General features: G+C 40.1%; 14 protein-coding genes. 11 read left to right on the top strand and 3 right to left on the bottom strand.

Annotated features, from left to right (window positions below):
* Positions 1-30: 30 nt before the first annotated feature.
* The 6 genes from ASL19_RS00910 (at position 31) to brxL (ending at position 13,574) form a co-directional block, all read left to right on the top strand.
* Entirely contained in the window at positions 31-633 is a 603-nt protein-coding gene (locus ASL19_RS00910; protein WP_057176921.1) for a DUF1788 domain-containing protein, read from the top strand.
* Positions 620-4,174, top strand: coding sequence for a BREX system P-loop protein BrxC (gene brxC / locus ASL19_RS00905; RefSeq protein ID WP_057176920.1), 3,555 nt, complete (start codon positions 620-622; stop codon positions 4,172-4,174). The genes ASL19_RS00910 and brxC overlap by 14 nt, the downstream gene beginning before the upstream one ends.
* 64 nt (positions 4,175-4,238) lie before the next feature.
* Positions 4,239-4,994 carry a hypothetical protein gene (locus ASL19_RS00900; protein ID WP_057176919.1) on the top strand — a complete coding sequence of 252 codons (756 nt, stop codon included), beginning with the start codon at positions 4,239-4,241 and terminating at the stop codon, positions 4,992-4,994.
* Between the two features lie 212 nt (positions 4,995-5,206).
* On the top strand, positions 5,207-8,878 hold the full coding sequence (gene pglX, locus ASL19_RS00895; RefSeq protein ID WP_057176918.1) for a BREX-1 system adenine-specific DNA-methyltransferase PglX: 3,672 nt from the start codon (positions 5,207-5,209) through the stop codon (positions 8,876-8,878).
* A gap of 19 nt (positions 8,879-8,897) precedes the next feature.
* Positions 8,898-11,516: a BREX-1 system phosphatase PglZ type A gene (pglZ, locus tag ASL19_RS00890; RefSeq protein WP_057176917.1), complete on the top strand. Its 2,619-nt coding sequence runs from the start codon at positions 8,898-8,900 to the stop codon at positions 11,514-11,516.
* Between the two features lie 39 nt (positions 11,517-11,555).
* Positions 11,556-13,574 (top strand): protease Lon-related BREX system protein BrxL, encoded by a 2,019-nt coding sequence (gene brxL, locus ASL19_RS00885; RefSeq protein WP_057176916.1) that lies wholly within the window; start codon positions 11,556-11,558, stop codon positions 13,572-13,574.
* Between the two features lies 1 nt (position 13,575).
* On the opposite strand, the gene ASL19_RS00880 is transcribed toward brxL, so the two are convergent.
* Positions 13,576-14,739, bottom strand: coding sequence for an RNA-binding domain-containing protein (locus tag ASL19_RS00880; RefSeq protein ID WP_057176915.1), 1,164 nt, complete (start codon positions 14,737-14,739; stop codon positions 13,576-13,578).
* 55 nt (positions 14,740-14,794) lie between these two features.
* Positions 14,795-16,195 (bottom strand): LCP family protein, encoded by a 1,401-nt coding sequence (locus ASL19_RS00875; protein ID WP_057176914.1) that lies wholly within the window; start codon positions 16,193-16,195, stop codon positions 14,795-14,797.
* A gap of 720 nt (positions 16,196-16,915) precedes the next feature.
* Here ASL19_RS00875 and ASL19_RS00870 point away from each other — a divergent pair.
* Positions 16,916-18,091, top strand: coding sequence for an AI-2E family transporter (locus tag ASL19_RS00870; RefSeq protein ID WP_050784622.1), 1,176 nt, complete (start codon positions 16,916-16,918; stop codon positions 18,089-18,091).
* Here ASL19_RS00870 and ASL19_RS00865 read toward each other — a convergent pair.
* Positions 18,060-18,449 (bottom strand): 6-carboxytetrahydropterin synthase, encoded by a 390-nt coding sequence (locus ASL19_RS00865; RefSeq protein WP_006277380.1) that lies wholly within the window; start codon positions 18,447-18,449, stop codon positions 18,060-18,062. The genes ASL19_RS00870 and ASL19_RS00865 overlap by 32 nt on opposite strands.
* 85 nt (positions 18,450-18,534) lie before the next feature.
* Between ASL19_RS00865 and ASL19_RS00860 the strand changes: the two genes are divergently transcribed.
* The 4 genes from ASL19_RS00860 (at position 18,535) to ASL19_RS00845 (ending at position 23,749) form a co-directional block, all read left to right on the top strand.
* Positions 18,535-18,756 carry a hypothetical protein gene (locus ASL19_RS00860; RefSeq protein ID WP_057176913.1) on the top strand — a complete coding sequence of 74 codons (222 nt, stop codon included), beginning with the start codon at positions 18,535-18,537 and terminating at the stop codon, positions 18,754-18,756.
* A gap of 195 nt (positions 18,757-18,951) precedes the next feature.
* Positions 18,952-20,811, top strand: a complete 1,860-nt coding sequence (locus tag ASL19_RS00855) for an NAD(P)H-quinone oxidoreductase subunit F (RefSeq protein WP_057176912.1) — start codon at positions 18,952-18,954, stop codon at positions 20,809-20,811.
* A 61-nt stretch (positions 20,812-20,872) separates the two neighbouring features.
* On the top strand, positions 20,873-22,387 hold the full coding sequence (locus tag ASL19_RS00850) for an NADH-quinone oxidoreductase subunit M (protein ID WP_057176911.1): 1,515 nt from the start codon (positions 20,873-20,875) through the stop codon (positions 22,385-22,387).
* Positions 22,388-22,426: 39 nt separating this feature from the next.
* Complete coding sequence (locus ASL19_RS00845) at positions 22,427-23,749, top strand: CO2 hydration protein (RefSeq protein WP_006276509.1); 1,323 nt, start codon at positions 22,427-22,429, stop codon at positions 23,747-23,749.
* The last annotated feature ends 317 nt before the right edge of the window (positions 23,750-24,066 follow it).

Below are 24,066 nucleotides of genomic sequence, written 5' to 3'. Positions count from 1 at the left end.
CTAGCTCTTGAGTGCTGCTAACCTAAACAGATGTCTAAATTGAGTATTCAGGAACGATTAAATCAACTACTACCTAAACTACAAGACTCCCGACTGTTGGGCAATCGTGGTATTGGCAATGAGATTGGTTTCTACGTTTTTGATTATGCTCCAGAAGATGAACTATATGTCCAAGAATATACTAAAATACTTATTTCGCAGTTAACTAGGGATCCAATAAATCTAGTCGTCAAAGAATTCAATCTGTATAATATAATCCTAGAGATATTACAAGAAAAAGGAATTCTCAATAAAGCTTTTATTGTAGAAGCGAAAGAAGGACACAAATCTCTCTGGAATAAAATCCAACCTATAGTTCGACCCGAAAAGGTGATTACTCAGATCCAAAACCATCTCCAAGGGAACGAACAATTAGTATTCCTGACTGGAGTTGGAGCGAGTTGGCCCCTAATTAGATCCCACAGTATTTTGAATGGTCTACAACCTTATCTTGACCACATTCCCTTAGTGCTGTTCTTTCCCGGATCCTATGATGGTCAAGAACTCTGTTTATTTAATACCTTTAAAAGTGATAACTATTATCGAGCTTTTGCTTTAATACCACATCATGGAGCTGTCTATGAACATTGCTGAACTGTTTGCCAAGGATATTAACCGCAGTATTAATGGTGTCATCAAGGTGGGACAGCAGGATGATACTAATATCCGTCAAGAGTTAGAAGAGTATGTAGTTACCGAAGAACTCAAAAAGCATTTTTATACCTTTTTTGGCAGATTTGCTGAATCAATTGAAAGTCCCACGGATAAGATGGGTGTGTGGATTTCCGGATTCTTTGGTTCTGGTAAATCTCATTTTTTGAAAATACTTTCCTATATACTAGAAAATCGTTCGGTGGGAAATAATCGGGCTTTAGATTACTTCGATTCCCAAAGAATTCCCGACCCATCCCTGTTGGCAAATATTGCCTTAGCAGCACAAACTCATTGTGATGTAATTCTCTTTAATATTGATTCTAAGGCCGATGCCAATAATAAAAATGACAAAGAAAACATTACCAAGGTATTCCAAAAAGTCTTTGACGACCATTTGGGATATTTTGGCACAACACCGGAAATTGCCCGGTTTGAACGTCAATTAGAAAGTAAAGGTAAGTATCAGCCCTTTAAAGAGGCTTTTTATCGCCAAACCAACCAATCCTGGGAAGAAACTCGAGAAGCTTGGGCTTTTTATCAAGATGATATTGTTGCTGCTCTAACCGTTAGCACAGGAATGAGTGGAGAACAGGCTAATCGCCTATTAGAGTTCAATGAGAAATATACTTTAAGTCCAGAAGAGTTTGCCAAAACAGTTAAAGAGTATTTACACACCAAGGGACCAAAACATCGCCTAGTTTTTATGGTAGATGAGGTAGGTCAGTATATTGGCGAAGATACCAAATTAATGCTCAATCTGCAAACAGTAGTGGAAGATTTGGGTATCCATTGTCAGGGAAGAGCTTGGGTGCTGGTCACATCCCAAGAAGCTATGGATGAAATCACCAAAAACAAAATCAAGGGGGAAGACTTCTCTAAAATTATTGGACGTTTTCATCGTCCCCTGAATTTATCTTCTGCTAATACTGATGAGGTAATTAAATTACGGTTATTGTCTAAAACTGACGAAGCTAAAAAACGTTTGGAAGTCCTATATACAGAAAAAATTGCCATTCTCAGAAACCAAATCACCTTTAGGGACTCTGCGGATATGCCAGGGTATAAAGATGCACAGGATTTTGTGGCAGCTTATCCGTTTATTCCCTATCAGTTTTATCTGTTGCAGAAGGTATTTACCCAAATTCGGTTAATGGGTTCTGCGGGTAAACATTTAGCATCGGGAGAACGCTCCTTGCTGGACGCTTTTCAGGTTGCTTCCCAAGCAATTTCCGCACAATCCCTGGGTAAGTTAGTTCCTTTTCATACTTTTTATTTGGCCATTGAGGGTTTTTTGGATAGTGTTATTAGTCAGGTGATTACCCAGGCTACGAATAATCCCCAACTAAAGGAGTTTGATATTCAGCTCTTAAAAACCCTATTTATGATTAAATATATTAAAGAGATTAGGGCAAACTTAGAAAACTTAACGACTTTGAGTTTAACCGACATAGATGAAGATAGACTAGGCTTGAAAAAACAAGTAGCAGAAGCCCTGGGAAGATTGGAAAAACAAACCCTAATTCAGCGTAATACAGATGAATACATATTTCTTACAAACGAAGAGCAAGATATTGGTAAAGAAATTAAAAACACAAGGGTAAACCCAGGGGAGATTTACAAAAAACTGCAAGAGTGGGTGTGGGAATCAATTTTGACTGATAGGGAATTCAAATTTGGTAAACGTAAGTATTCATTCAATCGAAAGTTAGATGAGCGTGATCATGGAAAGAAATTACAAGAACTAACTGTGCATATTATTACTCCCTATGGGGAAAACTATGCTGAATTTGAGAACAATACAAAGTGTCTAATCACAACCCAGTCAAGTCCAGAGTTATTAATTAGGCTAGGGAATGAGGATCACCTTTTGCAAGACTTAGAGACGTTTAGTCAAACCGATCAGTATTTGCGCCAAAAAGCCGGTAGTAATCTTAGTCCCAGTATTCAAAAGATTATAACAGCACGGAAAGATGAAAATACACAGCGGGAGAAAAATATCAAAGATAGCCTACAAAAACTTATTGCCAGTGCGGATGTGTTTAGTTATGGCAATAAAGTAGAAATTACTCGAACTGAATTTGCAACAGAGTTATTAAAACAAGCTCTTACCTATTTAATTAACAATGCCTACAGCAAGTTAAAATACATCGATAGTGGATTTGAAAATTCAGATCAGGTGAAAAATGCCTTAACTCGTCATATCCAAGAAAAGACCACCGATGGAGAGGTGGTTAAGGACGTTAATATATCCGCACGAAAAGACATGGAATCTTTTTTGCATAGTCAAAATAAATATCATCCAACTACGATTAAATCTTTAATAGATAAATTTACCTGTACTCCCTATGGTTGGTCAGAGCTAGACACCCTAGGGATAATGGCAGAGTTGGCTAATGCAGGTGTAGTTGAATTGAGACACGCACAAAATAAGGTCAATCTACAAGAGGAAGGACTAATAGATAAGTTACTTTCTCGCGATGGTAAAGAAACTTATATTGTGAGATTGGCTAGTACCATTGATCCAGCTAGTTTAAAGGTGGCTAGAGACTTAGCTAGTCAATTACTTGATAAGAATATACTAGACATACCTACGGAAAGTGGCAAATTATTTCAAACCTATGAAGAACTTTTATGGCAACATGTTCAAAGGTTAAAAGAATGGTTAAAACTGACTCAAGAACAGCAATTACCATTTGGGAATTTGCTGAAAGACCACATAGCCATGCTAGAAGAGCTAAGAACGGATAACTCTCATGAACAGGAGTTTTTTCAGCTTGTTCGTGGTCGTCGGGATGACCTGGAAGAATATATTGATGACTTACAAAAGTTAAGGTCTTTCTTCACCTCACAACTGAAAATATTTCAAGAAGCTCAACAGAGTTTAAAAGAGTTGAAACCAGAATTGCGCCATATTGAGGAAGAGGAACTGCTGGAGCAGGTAAAATCAGTTGAGGAAATTCTCAATATGGATGACCCAACCAGTAAAATACAGCTGTTGCCAAATTTGCTGAAACCAGTGCAGCAAAAAATACAGGAAATCCTCCGACAAAAGATTGGAGAACTGCATCGGGAAATGGAAAACCAAGAAAAAGAAATACGCGATTATATTCAGGAGCAATACCCAGCGATTGTCAATGAAATTTCTGAGATCACCCAGGAGATAAACAATTTTCACCCATCGGAAATCAAAACTATTGATTCAGCGATCGCCCATCGGAGCGAATTAAGCGACAAGACAAACCAGTTATGGAAGAAAATAGATGCTGAAGCTCAAAAAGTTCAAGAAAAATTGGGCAAATCATATCATACAGCAAACCACATACCAGAGCAAGTAAAACCCATCACTTTTATTCAGTTGGGGAGATTTACTCCCAGCAAAGTGCTAGAAAATGAAGAAGATGTGGAGGTGTATCTGGGAGTATTGCGGGAGGAATTTCTCAAACAGATTCAAACAGGTTACAGAATCCGTTTGGAGAGATGATGCCAAAATAATGTGATAAATATAATGTGATAAATTTTGTGTGTTTTCTAACGAATCTGAACTTATGACTAGACGACTTATGCAATCTGTAAGACTAGTAATAGCATGTGTACTAGCTTTTCTACTTACTCATCAAGGAACTGCAATAGCAGATAATTGTCCCACCAAAGGATGCGCTCAAAAATATACTTTAGCATTATCCTGGCAACCTGGATTTTGTGAAACCCATGGGGATAAAGCAGAATGTCAGGAACAAACAGCAACCAGCTACGATGCTAGTAACTTCACCTTACATGGATTATGGCCGGATAAGTTGGAATACTGTAATGTTTCCGCTAGTAATATCAAGAACGACAAAACCGGGAACTGGAAAGATTTACCCACAGTGGAGGTAGACGGAGAAACTACTGATGAATTAGATGAAGTAATGCCGGGTTTTGGAGAGTCTAGTCTTGAACGTCATGAATGGATCAAACATGGAACCTGTGATGGGAGAAACTCGGATGATTACTATGATTTATCTGTAGACCTACTGAAGGAATTTAATGATTCTCAAGTGCGAAATTTATTTGTTGAGCACATAGGTGAAACAATCTCCCTAGATCAGGTAAAAACAGCATTTGAAGGAACTTTTGGCAGTGGTAGTTCTTCCAGTTTGAGTCTTAAATGCGATTCTAGGAACAATTTGGCCACGGAAATTCGTCTGAAAATCAAACGCCCTCAGGTTGGTCAAAAACTGGCGGATCTCCTACTTCCCAGTGGTGGTCAGTCTTGTAGTCAAGTTGTGGTTGATGGCTTTGGTGTTAGCAGTTTAAACTAATAAAGATTTTTTAAAAAATTTTTTGGTTTGCTAGAGTCCCTGGTGTTTTCAACCAGGGAAAAGTCAAAAATAAAACTAGTAAGTAGATATGCACAATTATTTGTAGGATGGGTCGAGTAACGAGACCCATGGGGGTGTTGGGTTTCATACTTCAACCCAACCTACGTTCATTTTATATTTAATTCCACCCACTTACTTATTCAACTTTTGTTATGAATAGAACCACTATTAAAAACTTTGCCATTTGGGCACGGAACCATCTAAAAGAACAGGTAAGCACTCGTGCTACCCAACTTACCATTACCGAAAAAACCATTACCGAAAAGACCATTACTGACCAAAGGACCTTTGCGGGAGGTTTATTGAGTGGGGAGCAAACTCTCAATAGCGAGGAAGCTAAACAATATCAACAACTACATTCCCATATAGAATATTTATTAAAACAACAAGCATCTAAAAATTTAGACAAAAAGTTAACTAAACAAGCTGATAGTGTTCTGGATATACTGATTGAGGAAATTGCCTATACCTGGTTTAACCGATTAGTAGCACTGCGCTTTATGGAGGTTAAGGGCTATATCGGAAGGGTGTTAAGTAGTAGCGATCGCAGTTTGGTAGATCCGGACATTTTGCGAGATAGGGATTCCATAGCAGATACGGGAGAAATAGCTGGAATTAATCGAGAAACCCTGAAAAAATGGGAGGATCTAGCAAGTAAACAGACTAATCCGGATGAATATCTATACCGTCAATTATTATTAGCCCAGTGTCAGGCCTTGTCTTCTAGTGTACCAGCTTTATTTGATACGGGATATCCAGCATTATTTTTGCCAGTTAATCTACTAGGTCAAGATTCAATCGTCGGGAGACTGGTGAAGGAAATTGCCCAGGAAGATTGGGAAGATATAGAAATAGTGGGATGGCTATATCAATTTTATATTTCTGAGCGCAAAGACCAGGTAATTGGAGCCAAATCTAAGATAGAAGCTAAGGATATACCAGCAGCAACCCAACTATTCACACCTCGTTGGATTGTGCAGTATATGGTAGAAAATAGTTTAGGCGGGTTATGGTTAGAAAACCACCCCCAATCAAATTTACGGGAAAAAATGCCCTATTATTTGGAGGGTGAGAAAATCAGGGGTGGGGAAGAACAAGAAGAACAATCAGGGAACACAGCTCCATTGTTGGGATTATTGAACCCAACACCCCCCAGCGTCAAGAAGGTAAGTCCAGGAATTTCTTTGACACCAGAGGAGTTAACAGTAATTGATCCAGCTTGTGGGAGTGGACATATTTTGGTCTATGCTTTCGATTTATTGGTGGAAATTTATAAGGAGCAGGGATATTTGGAAAAGGATATTCCCGGACTTATCCTAACTCATAATTTGTATGGATTGGACATAGATGAAAGAGCTGTACAGTTAGCGAGTTTTGCAGTTTTAATGAAGGCAAGGGCTATAAATAAGCGTGTTTTTAAAAATCCTCCTACTTTGAATATTAAAACTGTGCGCTGTACACGGGGGTATAAGTTACCAGCCATACAAGGGGTTGTTGAGAAGGATTGGCAACCTCTAGTGGAGGCTTTTTCTGATGCAGATAATTTAGGGAGTTTGATTACCCCGCCATCTTTTAATGGCACGATTTTGAGAAAGCAATTGGCAGATTTAGCATTGGATAATCCTCTTTTTCAACAGGAAGTTGTTGGTTTTTTACGTCATTTAGTTGATCAGGCTGAATTATTGAGTAATCAGTATTGGGTGGTTGTGGCTAATCCTCCTTATATGGGGAATAGGAGTTTTAACTTGACAATTAAAACTTTTGTCGATAAATTTTACACAAAGAGTAAAGGTGATTTATTTGCATGTTTCATGGAACGGTTGATTACCATAACCAAAGATGAGGGAATGAAATCAATGGTGGTTATGCAATCATGGATGTTTTTAAGTAGCTATGAAGATTTGAGGAAACATATATTAAATAATTATTCAATTGTGACATTGCTGCACATGGATAATAATGTGATGAAAATTGCTTTTGGCACTTCTGCTTTTAGTTTACGTAAAAAATATATCCATAATTCTCCTGGAGCATACACATGGATTGAACTCGGAGATCTAGAGGAAAATGGTGAAAAACCAAAAATGTTTCCAAGTGTGAATAATCTTCGTAATTTAAAATCCCCAGATAGCAAAGGAGTTTTTTATTTTGGATCACAAGATTTCTCCAAAATTCCAGGAAGTGCGATCGCCTATTGGGTGAGTGATAAGATTTTAGAGATTTTTCAACAATCCAAACCCCTGAATGATATTGCTAACCCATGTGTTGGACTGCAAACTGGTAATAATGATAGATTTCTGAGATTATGGACAGAAGTTAACATTAATAATATAGGTTTTGGATTAGATAGCAGAGAAGCGGCAAAAAAATCTGGAAAAAAATGGTTTCCCTATAATAAAGGCGGGGAATTTAGAAAATGGTATGGCAATCAGGAATATGTTGTTAATTGGGAAAATGATGGTTTCGAGATTCGTAATTTTGGCACTGAACATGGACTAAAAGCTAGATCCCGTCCCCAAAACACAGATAAATATTTTCAAGAAAGTATAACTTGGTCTTTTGTAAGTTCTTCATATTTTGGAGTTAGATATTCGCCCAAAGGATTTATTTTTGATGTAGGAGGATCTTCCATATTCCCGCACTCTCAAATAATCATTAACCTAGTGGGACTCCTATGCAGTAAAGTGATTTCCAGTTTCATGGAAATCATGAACCCCACCCTTAATTTTCAAGTAGGAAATGTTGCTAACCTACCTATTATTACCTCCCTACAAGATAGTGTTTTTAATCAATCCATAGAACAAGCGATTAACATTGCTAAAGAAGACTGGGATAACTTTGAAACTTCCTGGGACTTCCAAACCCACCCCTTACTGCGAGAAAACTCCCCCAATATATCCACATCCTTCACCAATTGGCAAAACCGCACAGAAACCGCATTTCGACAACTCCAACTGCTAGAAGAAGAAAATAACCGATACTGGATAAAATCCTACGGACTAGAAACAGAACTCACACCAGAAGTCCCAGAAGACCAAGTCACCATCCACCGCGCAGACCCACAACGAGATATGCGCTCCCTCATTTCCTACATAATTGGCTGTATCATGGGTAGATATAGACTTGACAAACCCGGAATCATTCACGCTGGAAGCAAATTCGACCCATCCCTACACCAAAAATTCCCAGCTAGTAATGATGCCATAATCCCCATCACAGATCAAACCTACTTCCCCAATGACATCCTTACTCGTTTTGAAGAATTCCTGCAAATTGCCTGGGATCCCAATAACCTGAGTGCAAACCTCAAATTCATTGCTGACACCCTCACCATCAAAAACTCAGAAAGTCCACGAGAACGGATCCGACGCTACTTCCTACAAGAATTTATCTCCGACCATATCCAAACCTATAAAAAACGCCCCATATACTGGTTATTCACTAGCGGGAAAAAACGAGCCTTTAATGCCTTAATCTATTTACACCGCTACCAGGAAGATACCCTTTCCCGTATGCGCACAGACTATGTCCTAGAATTACAAATCAAACTCCAAGGAGAAATCACTAAATATCAAAAACAACTGGAAATCAGCACTAACAATGCAGATAAAAAAATTGCCACCAAGCGTCTCAAAGAATTACAAGACCAACAGTCAGAACTAGCAGAATATCAAGAAAAACTGCAACATTTAGCTGATGCTCGAATTAAACTAGACTTAGATGATGGTGTAGCATATAACTACTGTCAATTCAAAGGACTAGTCTATGAGGGCACTGACCTTAAAATTGCTGACTTAGAAAAAGCATCACAATGGAAAAATTGAGAGAGACGAAAATGAACACATGAACATCACACGTATCAAAAACCTACTGCAAAATCTATTTCAAGAAGATTCCCGTTGGCCTCACCACCAAAGACGAGTTGTATTTTGGTATGACCCAGATGGGCAATTTGTCAGTATTTTTGAGGAGTTAGAAATAAATGATGTCAAAAAAATTCAACTGGGTGACACCCCATTCACTCTTAAATATCGTCTCTTTATTGAAGAACCTGAGCAAAATTTCTTACTTTATGCCCCCTTTCCTCCACCGGAACCCCAAGACAACTGGCTCTTAGATATCGAAAAAAGCAGTTTAACCTTCTCCGCTGACCCAGCAGCTCTAATTTATGCTGACCTGGGTCTACGCGATCGCTCTTTAGAAGAGACTATTCGCCAATATCTCAAAAAATTCTTTAATTGTAAAAAGCGGATAGGTCATTTACAATCCATGGCTATTTCTCCCGACACGGAAGAAAAAGGACTACTACTGGCCATGCTTTCGGTTTTAGTCAATTTAAAAGTTCCTGATGGTAATCTTTTAATTCGTGAAGTATTACTAAAAGGATTATTAGAGTCTGATAACCCTATCTGGCAAGATATTGTGCGATTTGTTTCCGCTCAAGCTTTTTGGGATGTGGTAGAAGAATACACTGGTTTCTCATCTAATACTCCTAGCCTAAATAAGCTATTCACCCATCTGCTCATTACCCATTTTAGTATATCCTTAAATACCCCATCTTCACGAACCCTAATTAAAGAATCACCATTAACTGAAAAAATAGCAGATAAAATTATCAAACCAGGACAACGAGCCTACTCATTCATAGACCAGTGGATGCGCGATGATAAACATCGCGAAGGTTGGCAAAAACTCAGTGAAGAAATTAGCGAACAATTACAAATATTTGACCTCATCGAAAATGAACCACCAGAGATTCTATACAGATCTGCTAGTTTTGAAGTGATAGACCAAGTGTTAATTCGTAGTTGTGTAAAAACCCTCCGCACTGCTTTTGCACAAATCTCCCTTCCAGAAACTGTACCCCTAGAAGTAAAATCCTGGAAACAATGGTTAAAACCTCGTTCCGAGTTGATTTGGTACTCTAAATACAAATATGTCTATCAAGCTCTAGAATCAGCGATCGCACTTTGGGAAATACAACAACAATATCCAAAAGGATTTGAGTCAACTCCCAAACCTCTATTTCAAGAATATACGGAAAAACTATATAAGTTCGACCAAGAATATCGCCACTTCATTTTAGCCAGTACTCAATCTTTAGGGGATATTATTAAAGAACTAATGGAAGATATAGACAACTTTTATACCCAATGGTTTTTGGAAAATCTCGGTTCCTCCTGGTCTAATGTTCTCAGCAAGAATAGCAATTGGGAACTAAGGGATATCCCCCCCCAACAGCGATTCTTCCGTAGATATGTGTTACCCATTCTGCAACGAAATAACAAAGAAAGAGTATTTGTTATTATTTCTGATGCTTTTCGCTATGAGGTAGCCAAAGAACTGGTAGAAATAATCCAACAGAAGTTACGAGGAGAAATCCAAATAGAACCAGTTCTCGGTGTTTTACCCAGTATTACCCGTCTAGGAATGGCAGCTCTTCTACCCGGATCTAAGTTGGAATTAATACCAAATAGTGAGGATGTGTTAGTAGATAGCATGAGTACGAAAAGCAGTAAGACTAGGGAAAACGTACTAAATCAAAACAGCTCTGTACAAGCAAAAGTGATAGAAGCTAAAGAGCTATTAACAAAGAATACGGAAAACGCCAAAAAAATAGTACAACCCAATAGACTAATTTATATATATCACAATGTAATTGATGCCATTGGTGACCAAGCATCTAGTGAATCTCATGTTTTTTCGGCTTGTCAAACAGCTATTGAAGACCTGTTAAGACTAGTCAAAAAAATTTGTAATTCCCTGAATGGAAAAAATGTTATTATTACAGCAGACCATGGATTCTTATATCAAAGACCTGGGCTTGAACCAAGAGATAAACTGGTCATGCCATCGGACCAATGTATCTTAGAGAAAACACGTCGTTATCTACTAACAAGTAAACAACTGAATGATAACACCCTACAGAATTTTAAACTCCCCTATGTTCAAGAGGAAGTATTTGCAGCGGTTCCCCGAGGGACATTAAGATTTGCAGTGCAGGGAGGAGGAGCAAGATTTGTTCATGGAGGAGCATCCCTACAGGAAATTTGCGTCCCCGTAATCTATTATCAGCAAAAATCAGCCAAAGGTGACGAAGGACTACCGCGCAAAGTGGAAGTAGAAACAATTGGCACTAATAAAAGAGTTAGCAATAACCGATTTACGGTCAGAATACTACAAACTGAGCCAGTACAAGGAAGATGGCGTCCTCGTAAGATTACAGTTGCCATGTATGACATTCAAGGTAATATTCAAATTACAGATGAGTGCACCACCAACCTAGATAGAACCAGTCAGCATATCAAAGAGCGAGAAATGGAGATAAGATTAATGATAACCACAAGTGTTCCACCCACGGAAGGTTACCTAATTATCAAAGACCAAGAAGACCAAACTGAACTGGTCAAAGAAAAATGGAGAATCAGTCTCGGAATTGCCAATGATTTTGGCGACTTTTAATTTTGCCGACTTTTCATAAACCTCACCCAGCTCCCCCCCATGCACGACCTCAATCACAAACTTAACACCCATTATCCTGGAAAAGTTGTACGCAAGGACTTAACCAAGCGTATTAAGGAAGGTGCTAATGTACCCGTTTATGTGTTGGAATATTTATTGGGTATGTACTGTGCTACCGATGATGAAACTACTATTGAGGAAGGGGTAGAGCGAGTAAAAAAGATTCTTGCCCAAAATTATGTACGTCCAGATGAAGCAGAACTAATAAAGTCTAAAATTAGAGAGTTAGGGCGTTTTACAGTTATAGATCAAGTTAGCGTCACATTAAATGAAAAGAATGATATTTACCAGGGGACATTAACCAATCTAGGGATAAAAAATCTAGTCATAGATCCGGAGATTGTCAAAACCAACTCTAAATTATTGGGTAGTGGAATTTGGTGCATTTTGCAACTAGAGTATGAAGCAGGAGCAAAACCAAGTCCTTTTATTGTGAGTAGTTTAAAACCAGTACAAATGCCCACAATAGACATGGAAGAACTATTTGGTACTCGTTTAGCTTTTACCCGTAGTGAATGGATTGATATTCTAATTAGATCCACAGGAATTGAGCCAACTACCCTCAAAGAAGAAGTAAAATGGCACTTACTAGCTAGATTGATACCTTTGTGCGAGAACAACTATAATAGTTGTGAACTGGGACCTCGCTCCACGGGTAAGTCTCATGTTTATAAGGAAGTTTCTCCCAATTCTATCCTGATTTCGGGAGGTAAAACCACAGTAGCCAATTTGTTTTACAACATGTCCACCCGTCGAATTGGACTAGTGGGTTTATTCGACGTAGTAGCTTTTGATGAAGTTGCGGGAATCAGCTTTCATGATAATGATGGTGTGCAGATTATGAAAGATTATATGGCATCGGGCTCTTTCGCACGAGGAAAAGCGGAAATTAGTGCCAATGCTTCTATGGTATTTGTGGGTAACATTGATCATAGCGTAGAATCCCTAGTTAAAACATCTCATCTGCTGGCACCCTTTCCCCAAGCGATGATAGACACGGCATTTTTTGACCGATTTCACGCCTATATACCAGGGTGGGAGGTACCCAAATTTAGTCCGGAGAACTTTACCAATCAATATGGTTTTATAGTAGATTATTTAGCTGAATGGCTGCGGGAAATGCGTAAACGTAGTTTTGCTGATGTCTTAGATAAATACTTTCGTCTTGGTAATAATCTAAAACAAAGAGACGTGCAAGCAGTGCGCAAAACAGTTTCAGGCATGCTAAAACTAATCTTTCCCGATGGCTCATTTACTAAAGAAGATGTACAGGATGCTTTAATATATGCCCTAAAAGTAAGGAGGCGAATCAAAGAGCAGCTGAAAAAAATTGGTGGTATGGAATTTTATGATGTGCATTTTAGCTACATTGATTTAGAAACAATGGAAGAGCAGTTTGTTTCGCTCCCAGAGCAGGGAGCAGCAACCCTAATTAGTCCAGATATTTTAAATCCCGGTCACCTCCACTTCATCAGTCCCACAGACAACAATGTAATTGGCGCTTTCAAACTGGAATTACAAACAGTCATAGGTAGCGGTAAATTAACCCGCACAGGAATGGCCAACACATCCAAAATCAAAGATAGTTTAAACATAGCCATGAACTATTTTAAAGCCAACTCCCAACGAGTGAGCAGCGGTATTATTCCCACTAACTGGGACTTTTTGTTACAAATAATAGACCTGCAAGGTAGTGGAATTCCCCAAGAAAGTGGACTAGCTCTACTCATCTCATTATGCTCCGCCACTCTTAAACGCAGTCTTCAAGCCCAACTAGTCATTTTGGGAGAAATGACCCTAGGTGGTACTATTACACCAGTCAGTAACCTAGCTACTAGTTTACAAGTAGCATTTGATGCTGGTGCTAAACGTATTCTTTTACCCATGAGCAGCGCAGTAGATATTGCCAGTGTTCCTCCTGAATTGTTTGCCAAATTCCAAACTTCGTTTTACACTGACCCTGTTGATGCTGTATTTAAAGCCTTGTCCGTAGATTAGGTCAGCTGGCTGGTTTTCGATAAATCTTCAAGGAAAACATGCCATTTTCAAAGGCAAACTCTGGGTCTATACCCGTGCTTTCTCTAGCACTTTCAATAATCTTGAGTGTGCCCCCACCCCAGTTCTCAAACAAACCCATCATATAAAACACTCTGGCGATTAATTTATTACCAGGTCTGGATGGATGGTGCCGCTTGAGAGCGTCAATAGTAATAGTAGGCGTAAACAGTTGAGCAGGGTTGTAGAAAAGAATAAACGAGGGTCTGACTTCGATGGTGGATTTAACATCCATACGGTAATCTCGGTGGGCGATCAGATTGACCAACGCCTCCCGCAGCATCAACCTGGGGAATTCAAGAATTTCAACACCTTGTTGTTCGCCCTTCCCATAGGATTTCCTTATGCTACCCAAAAGGAAATCCATGGACTTGCCAAAGGTATCGAGTAAATTACCTGTGTACTCATGATTATTTGTCATCTCATCATAACCCGTATCTGTAGGAAAACTTGCAACCTTGACCTCATAATGGGTCAAAAAGAAGCGGGCGGGGTTTTTTCCAAAAAGAAGCACTGCTGCATTGCTAACTATGCCATTCTTGACTAGATCCAGCTTTTCCATAACCTGATCAACTGGTAGGTAGAGATTCTGATTGAAGTCACGCACAACATTGGCTGTTTCCATGAACCTTTGCACGCTTGTTTCATCTATATCTGCTAAAGTGGCACCAGGACAAGGCTGGAAATCAAAGCCATAACCGTTGGTTCTTTGCTGAAGCAGGATTCGGTACTGCTCCTGATCCAACTGCTGGGTGGTGGGGCCAATCCGGATATAGGGTCTACCATAGGCAACATGGGGTTTTAATGGGCTCTGCTCAATGCATACCCGAATACAAGATTTGCCTTCAATCTCCACTTTTTCCACTTGGGGATACAATTTGGGATCTGTGTTGAGCTTAATGGTATTAGCAATGTTTTTTAATGTGTCATTACTTACCATCTGTCCAACCACGGTTCCGTCATCGGATATACCAAAGTACAGTACGCCGCCTTTGTGATTAGCAAAAGCACATAGAGTCTGGGTGGCTTCTTTTAGTAGAGAGGTGGAGCGTTTAAATTCCAGTTCTTCCGATTCTCCAGATATGATTTCTTCTCTATAGTCAGTCATTTAGTAAAGTCCCTCAGTATTAATCATCTCCCGTAGGGAGTGCTTCGCAATCGCCCTAAAATTCCTGTGACTTTCGCAACCAATCCCTCCCCACTTGAATAGTAATGTCTGAACCAATATCACCAGTGCTTTCTACCCGCACCTCACCAAAACCCAAAACCTGACGAACAGACTCCGCACTGTTACTATCACCCTGTTGGGCCACAATATGGGTTGTTTCCAGCGGTTCCCCCGCACCACGAGAAACGCGACTAACATTCACATATCCAGCTTGTTGTAAAGTATTAATTAGACCCCTAACCGATTGTCCCTCTCCCGTGCTATCTTGAATAGCAATGCGTAATCTGGAAGGGTCAATGGTTTCCTGGGTATCCATCCATGATGCTCCCAAACCAAAGTTTTTCACCGCTAGTTTTTGAATGGCCTCTTGATCCGGTATCCAGTAACTTGCACCATATTTACCGTTTTCGCTGAATCCACCAGGAAGCATTAACATTTCTATATTAGACCTATTTGTTCCTGTGCCAAAACCCAGCAGGGCAATTAGCTCTTCAATAGATAGATTAGTGTCAATATGCTCCTTAATAGTTTCTAAAATCTGCGGAAATCTGGTCAGGGTTGCACCATTCACACTTTGTTCAAAAAGCGCCCTCAGTACCATTTGTTGTCGTTGAATTCTGCCAATGTCACCTAAAGCGTCATGGCGAAATCGCAATAATTGTAGTGCTTGGTCACCACTAAGATGTTGCTTACCTGCTTTTAAATTAATATATAAATGTTGGGAGTCATCCTGATATTTCATATCTTTGGGAACATAAACTGTTATCCCACCCAAAGCATCAATTAGTTTACCTACTCCTAAAACATTAATTCGGATATAACGATCAATAGCTACTCCACCTAAAAGATTACTAACGGTTTTAGCTGTTAATGCAGGTCCACCGTTCACATTAGCCGAGTTAATCTTCTTTGTGCCAACCCCTTCAATTTCGGCGCGGGTATCCCTTGGAATAGAAAGCATGACAATTTTTTTGGTCTGGGGGTCAAATTTGAGCAGGAGCATCACATCTGAAAGACCGTCAAAAGAGTTAAGTTGGGGTAAATAACCCAAATTCTTGGTGTGGTCAGGTGGGTTTTGTATGTCGGGGGGTAGTACGCTCATACCCATGACCAAAATATTCACAGGGCGAGTTAATTGAGAAAATTGCCAACCATTACCAGAAATGGGATTTCTGGCAAAAACCGAAGCCTGCTCTGGGGTGAGGTTGGCTTGCTGTAAGGGGGTGCTATCAGAAACAGCTAATAGGGCTCCAGCTAACCCCGATAGCACTGCAATTCCCCCCATTCCTATCACAAATAATAACCAGCGCCCGGATTTTGACCTCCTGGGTTTTTTATTTCTGGATTTACTTCTGACTGGTTTGTTACCCGCTGCTGATGTTCTTTGACTACTCACAGATTTCCTCACACTCATGGATAAAACAATGTACCTTTTTTCTTTATGTTATTAAATATATTAACTTCTACTTGATATGACCCCCGGTCTAAAGACACGGGGACTTACCACAAACCCAAAACAGGCCGTCTTGATTACTAAAAAGAACTTTCATGCCATTCTCCGGATTTATGAGCAATCCGGAAAGGTTGATGGTGGCCCCACAGTAATCAATGCAATTTGATTATATTGACGAGAGTATAACCTATTAAGTTTCTTAATAAATCCAATCTTTAGATGGACGTAGGTTGGGTTGAAGTATGAAACCCAACGCCACGGGTCTCCTTACTCGACCCATCCTACAAATAATTGTGCCTCCCTACTTACTTTAGGTAAATTCTTAGTTTCTTAGTTAGATATAGCTTTATTTAGGCTATACAAGGGGTTAATAGGTAAAAGCGAGGGGTTGGCAGTTGAACCACCTGGAATTGTCAAGGATACGGCAAATCGACTATGATAGTTACTTACCACCATAAGTGGGTGAGTGGAATTAAATATAAGATGAACGTAGGACGGGTTGAAGTATGAAACCCAACGCCCGCATGGGTTTCGTTCCTCAACCCATCCTAGAAATAATTTTGCCTCCCCACTTATTTTTGAATAATGGTTTTTAAGTCATAGGTTTTTCCTAATCTGTAACTTGTCTCCGGTCATCTTCATTTTTACCCCAATCAACCCAAAATGCACACGAGAAAGCTACTAGAATGGTGGCAAAGATTTACACCATTGTCCCGTATCGGGGCGATCGCTCTATTTGCTCCCCTATTGGTGATCAATGGTTGGGCTTTGTCCTCAATTTTCAATTATTTCCATTCATTGATAGTAATTTTGGTAGGAGCTTCAGTCCTGGCATTTTTGCTTAACTATCCACTTATCTGGATGGAAAAACAGGGTGCTAAAAGGGAACAAGTGGCCATACTAGTATTTTTGATAGCCTTATCAATTCTCCTAGCATTGGGTGTGACCCTATTTCCCTTAGCTTTGACCCAGGCTAGACAATTAGTAAACCGCTTACCAGAATGGATAGATTCCGGGCGATCGCAATTAATGATCTTAAATGAGAAAGCGGAGATGATGGGGTTGCCAATCAATCTTGATGCCATTGTGGTGCAAATCAATGATCGTGTCAAGAGTCAACTACAGGCAATTACCGCCCAGGTTTTAAACTTAGCCGTGGTGACTGTGACCAGTCTATTAGACTTTCTGCTAACTATGGTTTTAACCTTTTATCTGTTGCAACATGGGGGTGAACTTTGGCAAAGCTTAGTAGAATGGTTACCGAGTAAATTTCGGGAACCATTTTCTCGAACAGTCCGATTGAGCTTCCAGAACTTTTTCATCACCCAACTGATTTTATCCACATGTATGGCCTCAGCCCTAATTCCCTCATTTTTGTGGTTAAAAGTTCCCTATGGACTGTTATTTGGTTTGACCATCGGGATTATGGCATTAATTCCCTTTGGTGGTTCCGTAGGTATTGCCATCACAACCCTATTAGTTTCCCTCCAGGATATTTCCATGGGGGTGAGGGTATTAGCAGCAGCTGTGATAGTTCAACAGATTTTGGAAAACATCCTCGCTCCCCGTATCCTAGGTAACTTTACTGGGCTAAATCCTGTATGGGTATTGATTTCAGTGCTTACTGGAGCCAGAGTTGGAGGTTTGTTAGGGGTAATAGTTGCTGTTCCCTTTGCGGTAGTAATTAAAACCATTATTGGAGTGATTCGTTCTCCCATGGTGATTGACCAGACAAATCAGCAGTTGGATGAGACAGGTGAGCAAGGTTTAGCACCTGTAGAAAATAACTTACCCATGACCAGCTTGGTTAATCATCCTCATATTCAGCCCAAGAATTAGGTGTTTCCGACACTGCTACCTTGAGTTTCACCCCCGTTGGCAAGCGTCTTTTAGTTTCATCATAAATATATTTAGCAATCATTTCCGCAGTTGTTTCGTACTCAGGTGGTAAAACCTCATTTAGCACACAGTGATCTAAACCTCCCTGGGTAACATCCTTTTTAGCCCAGCGTAAACTTTTAAAATCAGCCACCATAACGGGATGGGGACAGTATTCTGAGCTATGGAGTTGTGATGATGTGACCTCCATTTTCACTCTATAAGTGTGACCGTGCATTCTCCCACAGGGTCCTTTATAATCTTTGATGTAGTGGGCACTGTCAAATGTAAATTCCGTAGATAATTTCCATCTGGGCATTGATTTGGCTTCCTTATTTATTACAAAGTTTATTACAACGGGAAACTAAAGAATTAACTATAACAACGAGCTAGTAATTAAATGTATGAGTAGATCAAAAATTATCGCAATTCTTACAGGCGCAATTTCTATCCTTTTAGCTATAGCTTACCTAATTGTAGTCCAGATTCTGGACTATCGGGATATGAAACCCGCTCCCACGGGGGAATTAACAATGCCAATAGCTACTCAAATGAGGTTCAATAATGGGGGTAGTCAGAACCTCAAGCAAAAATCAATGTTTATCATTGGAGAAACCAATATATAGAGCTATAAGAATAAGTTACATAAGATATCGCATATTGATCTACCTGGGTAATTCCCTTTTGCCAAACATAACGGTAAACTGAATCTAACGATAACAAAAGATAAACTCGTATTGTTTTTAGCTTGAGATCATTAGGGATCAACGCCTTTTTGTCTTCTAAGAATAATACTGTCGGTAAATATAGAGGTTAAATACATGTCCCAATACTTGCTAGAAACCGTTTGGTTGGTTCCTGGCTATGCTTTATTAGGTGGTCTTTTGGCATTACCCTGGTCTCCGGGGATAATTAAACGCACAGGACCAAGACCAGCTGGTTATGTCAATTTAATAACAACATTTTTGGCCTTTTTACATTCAGCAATTGCTTTTACAGCCACTTGGAACCATCCAGCTAAAGAAGTCTTCATTCCATGGCTATCTACCGCTGGGTTAAACCTAACCATTAATCTGGAACTATCTTCAATTACGGTTGGTGCCCTAGTTGTAATCACCGGATTAAACTTTCTTGCCCAGGTTTATGCTGTGGGCTATATGGAAATGGACTGGGGATGGGGACGCTTTTACTCCCTGTTAGGATTTTTTGAAGCCGGGTTATGTGCATTAGTTCTGTGCAATAACCTATTCTTCAGTTACGTGGTTTTAGAAATCCTCACCCTGGGAACCTACCTATTAGTAGGTTTATGGTTTAGTCAACCCCTGGTGGTAACTGGTGCAAGAGATGCTTTCTTAACCAAACGGGTAGGTGACCTATTCCTGTTGATGGGAGTTCTAGGACTATGGACATTAGCAGGAACTTGGGATTACCAAGATCTAGCCACCTGGGCACAGACAGCTAAAGTAGACCCCACCATTATCACCTTAGTTTGTTTAGCTCTAATCGCTGGACCCATGGGTAAATGCGCTCAGTTCCCCCTTCACCTATGGTTAGACGAAGCTATGGAAGGACCTATTCCCAGTACCATACTCCGGAACTCCGTAGTAGTTGCCAGTGGAGCTTGGGTTCTAATCCAACTCCAACCCGTATTTAGCTTATCACCAATAGCTTCCACCACCATGATTGCCATTGGTGCAGTTACAGCAGTGGGTGGTTCCCTAATTGCGATCGCTCAAATTGACATTAAACGTTGTTTATCCTATTCAGTTAGTACCTATATGGGACTAGTTTTTATTGCAGTAGGTACTCAGCAAGACGAAGCTGCCTTACTACTAGTCCTCACCCATGCTTTATCCGCAGCATTATTAGTAATGAGTACGGGGGGAATAGTTTGGAATAGCGTTACCCAAGATGTAACCCAACTGGGTGGTTTATGGTCACGGCGTCCAATTTCCGGTTTAGCATTCATTGTCGGAACTTTAGGTTTAATAGCTTTTCCTCCCCTGGGTAGTTTTTGGGCCCTTCTGAAATTGGCCGATGGGATATGGGCAAATCACCCTTGGTTAGTGGGAATTATTATTGGAGTAAACGCCCTAACAGCTTTTAGTTTAACCAGAGAATTTGGTTTAATATTTGGTGGTAAACCCAAACAAATGAGTGAACGTTCACCAGAAGCGATTTGGTTGATGGTTTTACCCATGATGGTATTATTTGGTCTGGTTTTACATTTACCACTAATCTTGCAAAGTTTATCCTTACTACCCAGTTGGACCGCATTACAAAAAGATGTGGCACTGCTGTTAATTTGGTCTAGCATTTTTGGTGTCAGTATTAGTGCTGTCATTTACTTGGGTAACATTCCCAAACCAATTGCCTTACCCTGGAAAGGCCTACAGAACCTGTTAGCTTATGACTTTTACACCCCCAAACTCTATAAAGTTACCATCATTTTTGGAGTTGCCCAGCTTTCTAAACTAGCTGACATTGTAGATAGATTTGTGGTTGATGGGATAGTGAATTTCGTGGGTTTATTCTCCCTTTTAGGAGGAGAAAGTTTGAAGTACAGCAACAGTGGACAAACCCAATTTTATGCCTTCACCGTCTTAGTTGGTGTTGCTGTTTTAGGAGCTTGGGCAACCTGGCCTTTTTGGAGTGTTCAATTTATGAATCTAGTTTTTTAAAAACCCGGATGACCAGTTTATAACCCATTTTTTAAACTCATATCCTACCCATCATTAAACTATGTTGAGCGTTTTAATTTGGTTACCAATCATTGGTGCTGCCATTATCAGTATCCTACCCGATACAATCATCCCTAAAAATAGGGTTCGACTAGTATCGTTAACTGTTGCGTTTTTAGTTTTGCTATGGAACGCATTTATCCTGCTGAAATTCGACATCACCAATCCGGGAATGCAGTTTTCAGAATATCTACCTTGGAATGAAACCTTGGGTCTAGCTTATCAACTAGGTGTTGATGGACTATCAATCCTCATGTTGATATTGAACAGCTTGTTAACCTGGATTGCAATCTATAGCAGTAGCGAAAATACCGAACGTCCTAAACTTTTCTACTCCCTGGTTTTATTAGTTTCCGGTGGAGTTGCTGGTGCATTCCTAGCTCAAAACCTATTACTGTTCTTCCTGTTCTACGAACTGGAACTAATTCCCTTTTACCTATTAATTTCTATATGGGGGGGTAACAAACGAGCTTATGCTGGAATGAAATTCCTGATTTACACAGCAGTATCAGGAGCGTTAATTTTAGCCACCTTCTTAGGAATAGTCTGGTTAAGTGGTTCCCACAGTTTTGCCCTAGATGCTGTGAACACTCAAAACCTTTCTACAACCATGCAGGTAGTTTTATTAGCAGGCATAATTTTAGGTTTTGGCATTAAAATTCCCCTAATTCCCTTTCACACCTGGTTACCAGATGCTTACGTGGAAGCATCTGCTCCCATTGCTATTTTACTGGGTGGAATCCTAGCCAAATTGGGAACCTACGGACTGTTAAGATTTGGATTTGGCTTATTTCCCCAAGCATGGAATGTGGTAGCACCCACATTAGCAATATGGGGAGCTATTAGCGCCATTTATGGAGCAGTAGTAGCCATTTCTCAAAAAGATATCAAGCGGATGGTAGCTTATAGTTCCATCGGTCACATGGGTTATATTTTGCTTGCAGCTGCTTCTGGGACTAAACTAGCTTTAGTGGGTGCGGTGGCACAAATGTTTAGTCATGGTCTAATATTAGCCATTCTCTTCCATTTAGTAGGAATTATCGAAACCAAAGTTGGTACTAGAGAACTAGATAAACTGAATGGTTTGATGAGTCCAATTCGGGGACTACCCATTGTCAGTGCATTACTTGTTCTAGGGGGTATGGCCAGCGCTGGTATTCCTGGTTTAACGGGGTTTATTGCGGAGTTTATTGTTTTCCAAGGAAGTTTTTCTAGCTTCCCCATACCCACACTCCTATGTGTTGCATCCTCTGGTTTAACAGCGGTTTACTTTGTGATTCTACTCAACCGCACCTGTTTTGGTAAACTTAATAATGATCTTGCCTATTATCCCAAAGTAGTATGGGCAGAAAAAATACCTGCTCTAGTACTAGCTGGACTAATTATCTTTTTAGGAGTGCAACCAACTTGGTTAGTGCGTTGGAATGAAACTACAACTTCTGCCATGGTAGGTGCCATTCCCACAGCGGGGAAAATCATTATTTCCCAAGTAGAAACAAATCAGCATCAGCAGTAAACTAAACACTAATAATCCAGTTAAATCCAATTAACCAACATGGTACAAACAGTCCCCAAACCCACCAGTAAACTACCACCATCAACCCATGAATTTGCGGATATCATTCATCGGTTAGAAGCTGGTGGTTCCATGCTACCAGATACACCAGAAAACCTCATGCAAATCATTGGCATTTATAAAGCATACGCTGTGCCAATGGACTTCTATTGGAGAGATTTGCTATACATTGGTGAAAGAGTCTTTTTAAATCCCCTTCCTGCTTTTAAATACTTCCTACCGCAAGAATACTTAGACCTACATAATCATTATGCTGGAGACGATGCGGATTTAAGAATTTGGCGAGGTGAAGCGACAGCACATCCGGAACTTTTGGCATTCATGGAAAAGGGTGAAACCGGGAAAATACCCAAACTATTCCACCATTTACTCCATGACAGAATCAACATGGAATTTGCGGAAGCTTGTATGCAAGCCATGCTTTGGCATCGTAAAATGTATGCTCCCGTAAACCAATTTGATGCCTATTTAGACTCAGAAGAATATAAAGCTAATGCTGACCAAGCCATCAAAGCCTACTTTCGGAAAAACCCCCCCATGTTGGCACTTTATAAACTGTTCCCAGACATGTTTTTAGAACAGTGTCGGATGATGTCTTACTATGCCAACTTAGGACTGTTTTGGGAAGTAATGGCACCCGTATTTTTTGAAATGTCAGATATTTATGATGAAGGGGGTTTCTCCGGTGTTCCCGATGCCATGAATTTTCTGATAAATGGCATTTTTGCCATTGCTGGTCGTCCCATTTATCATCATGTTTACGTTGATGGCAAATGTTATGAAGTTATCCCCAAATCCAAAGGTTTCACTTGGTTATATGAAGCAGCTCTACCCTATGTAGAAGCTGTGTTTTACCGCACTGCACCATTTAGAGGAACAAAATCATATAACGCTCAAGCTGGACAAGTGCCAAATGACCAAAAAGACTTTCACTATGGTATTCTCTATGCTGATGTATTCCCCGTAGGAACTGCGGGTATTCCCCCCACCTTGCTGATGCAGGATATGCTGCATTTCCTCCCCCCCTACTTGGTAGATTACTATAAACAACATTGTCGAGGTGAGGATGATATGTTGATTCAGTTGGGAATTACCTTCCAGCGTTCCATGTACAATGTCACATCTGCTGTAATTCAAGCATTGAGAACAGCTCTTTTATATCCACTGGATGACACCAACCCTCGTCACTTGCAGGCAAATCGAGACTTCTTTGAATCCCAACTAAACCGTTTTACCCGTGTCGAATATGGAATGCGAGATGCAGCTAAATTGCGAAGCATTCAGAGTCCGAACTACAGATGAGAATAAAACACCGGGAATTGATTCCCGGTCTAAAAGCGACTGGTTTTGTCCTGAGTAATCGTAGGTTGGGTTGAGGTACGAAACCCAACAAACCAACAGGATATATATAAATGCGATTGCTAAGCACTCCCTACGGGAGCTCCCTAGGGGATTAACCATAATTGTTTAAATTAACCCCTACCTGAAGACTGTCTGTTTGGGACACCCGGAATCAATCCCGGTCTAAAAGCGACTGGTTTTGTCCTGAGTAATCGTAGGTTGGATTGAGGCACGAAACCCAACAAACCAACAGGATATATATAAATGCGATTGCGAAG

Source organism: Cylindrospermopsis sp. CR12 (assembly GCF_001432185.1).
GTDB lineage: Bacteria > Cyanobacteriota > Cyanobacteriia > Cyanobacteriales > Nostocaceae > Raphidiopsis > Raphidiopsis raciborskii.
The sequence above is the reverse complement of the archived record's forward strand: the minus strand, read 5'-3'. Positions and strand labels throughout refer to the sequence as shown.

Excerpts from the sequence above, each read along its gene's own strand:
- ASL19_RS00910 (WP_057176921.1), top strand. The coding sequence starts at position 31 with ATGTCTAAATTGAGTATTCAGGAACGATTAAATCAACTACTACCTAAA.
- brxC (WP_057176920.1), top strand. The coding sequence starts at position 620 with ATGAACATTGCTGAACTGTTTGCCAAGGATATTAACCGCAGTATTAAT.
- ASL19_RS00900 (WP_057176919.1), top strand. The coding sequence starts at position 4,239 with ATGACTAGACGACTTATGCAATCTGTAAGACTAGTAATAGCATGTGTA.
- pglX (WP_057176918.1), top strand. The coding sequence starts at position 5,207 with ATGAATAGAACCACTATTAAAAACTTTGCCATTTGGGCACGGAACCAT.
- pglZ (WP_057176917.1), top strand. The coding sequence starts at position 8,898 with ATGAACATCACACGTATCAAAAACCTACTGCAAAATCTATTTCAAGAA.
- brxL (WP_057176916.1), top strand. The coding sequence starts at position 11,556 with ATGCACGACCTCAATCACAAACTTAACACCCATTATCCTGGAAAAGTT.
- ASL19_RS00880 (WP_057176915.1), bottom strand. The coding sequence starts at position 14,739 with ATGACTGACTATAGAGAAGAAATCATATCTGGAGAATCGGAAGAACTG.
- ASL19_RS00870 (WP_050784622.1), top strand. The coding sequence starts at position 16,916 with ATGCACACGAGAAAGCTACTAGAATGGTGGCAAAGATTTACACCATTG.
- ASL19_RS00865 (WP_006277380.1), bottom strand. The coding sequence starts at position 18,449 with ATGCCCAGATGGAAATTATCTACGGAATTTACATTTGACAGTGCCCAC.
- ASL19_RS00860 (WP_057176913.1), top strand. The coding sequence starts at position 18,535 with ATGAGTAGATCAAAAATTATCGCAATTCTTACAGGCGCAATTTCTATC.
- ASL19_RS00855 (WP_057176912.1), top strand. The coding sequence starts at position 18,952 with ATGTCCCAATACTTGCTAGAAACCGTTTGGTTGGTTCCTGGCTATGCT.
- ASL19_RS00850 (WP_057176911.1), top strand. The coding sequence starts at position 20,873 with ATGTTGAGCGTTTTAATTTGGTTACCAATCATTGGTGCTGCCATTATC.
- ASL19_RS00845 (WP_006276509.1), top strand. The coding sequence starts at position 22,427 with ATGGTACAAACAGTCCCCAAACCCACCAGTAAACTACCACCATCAACC.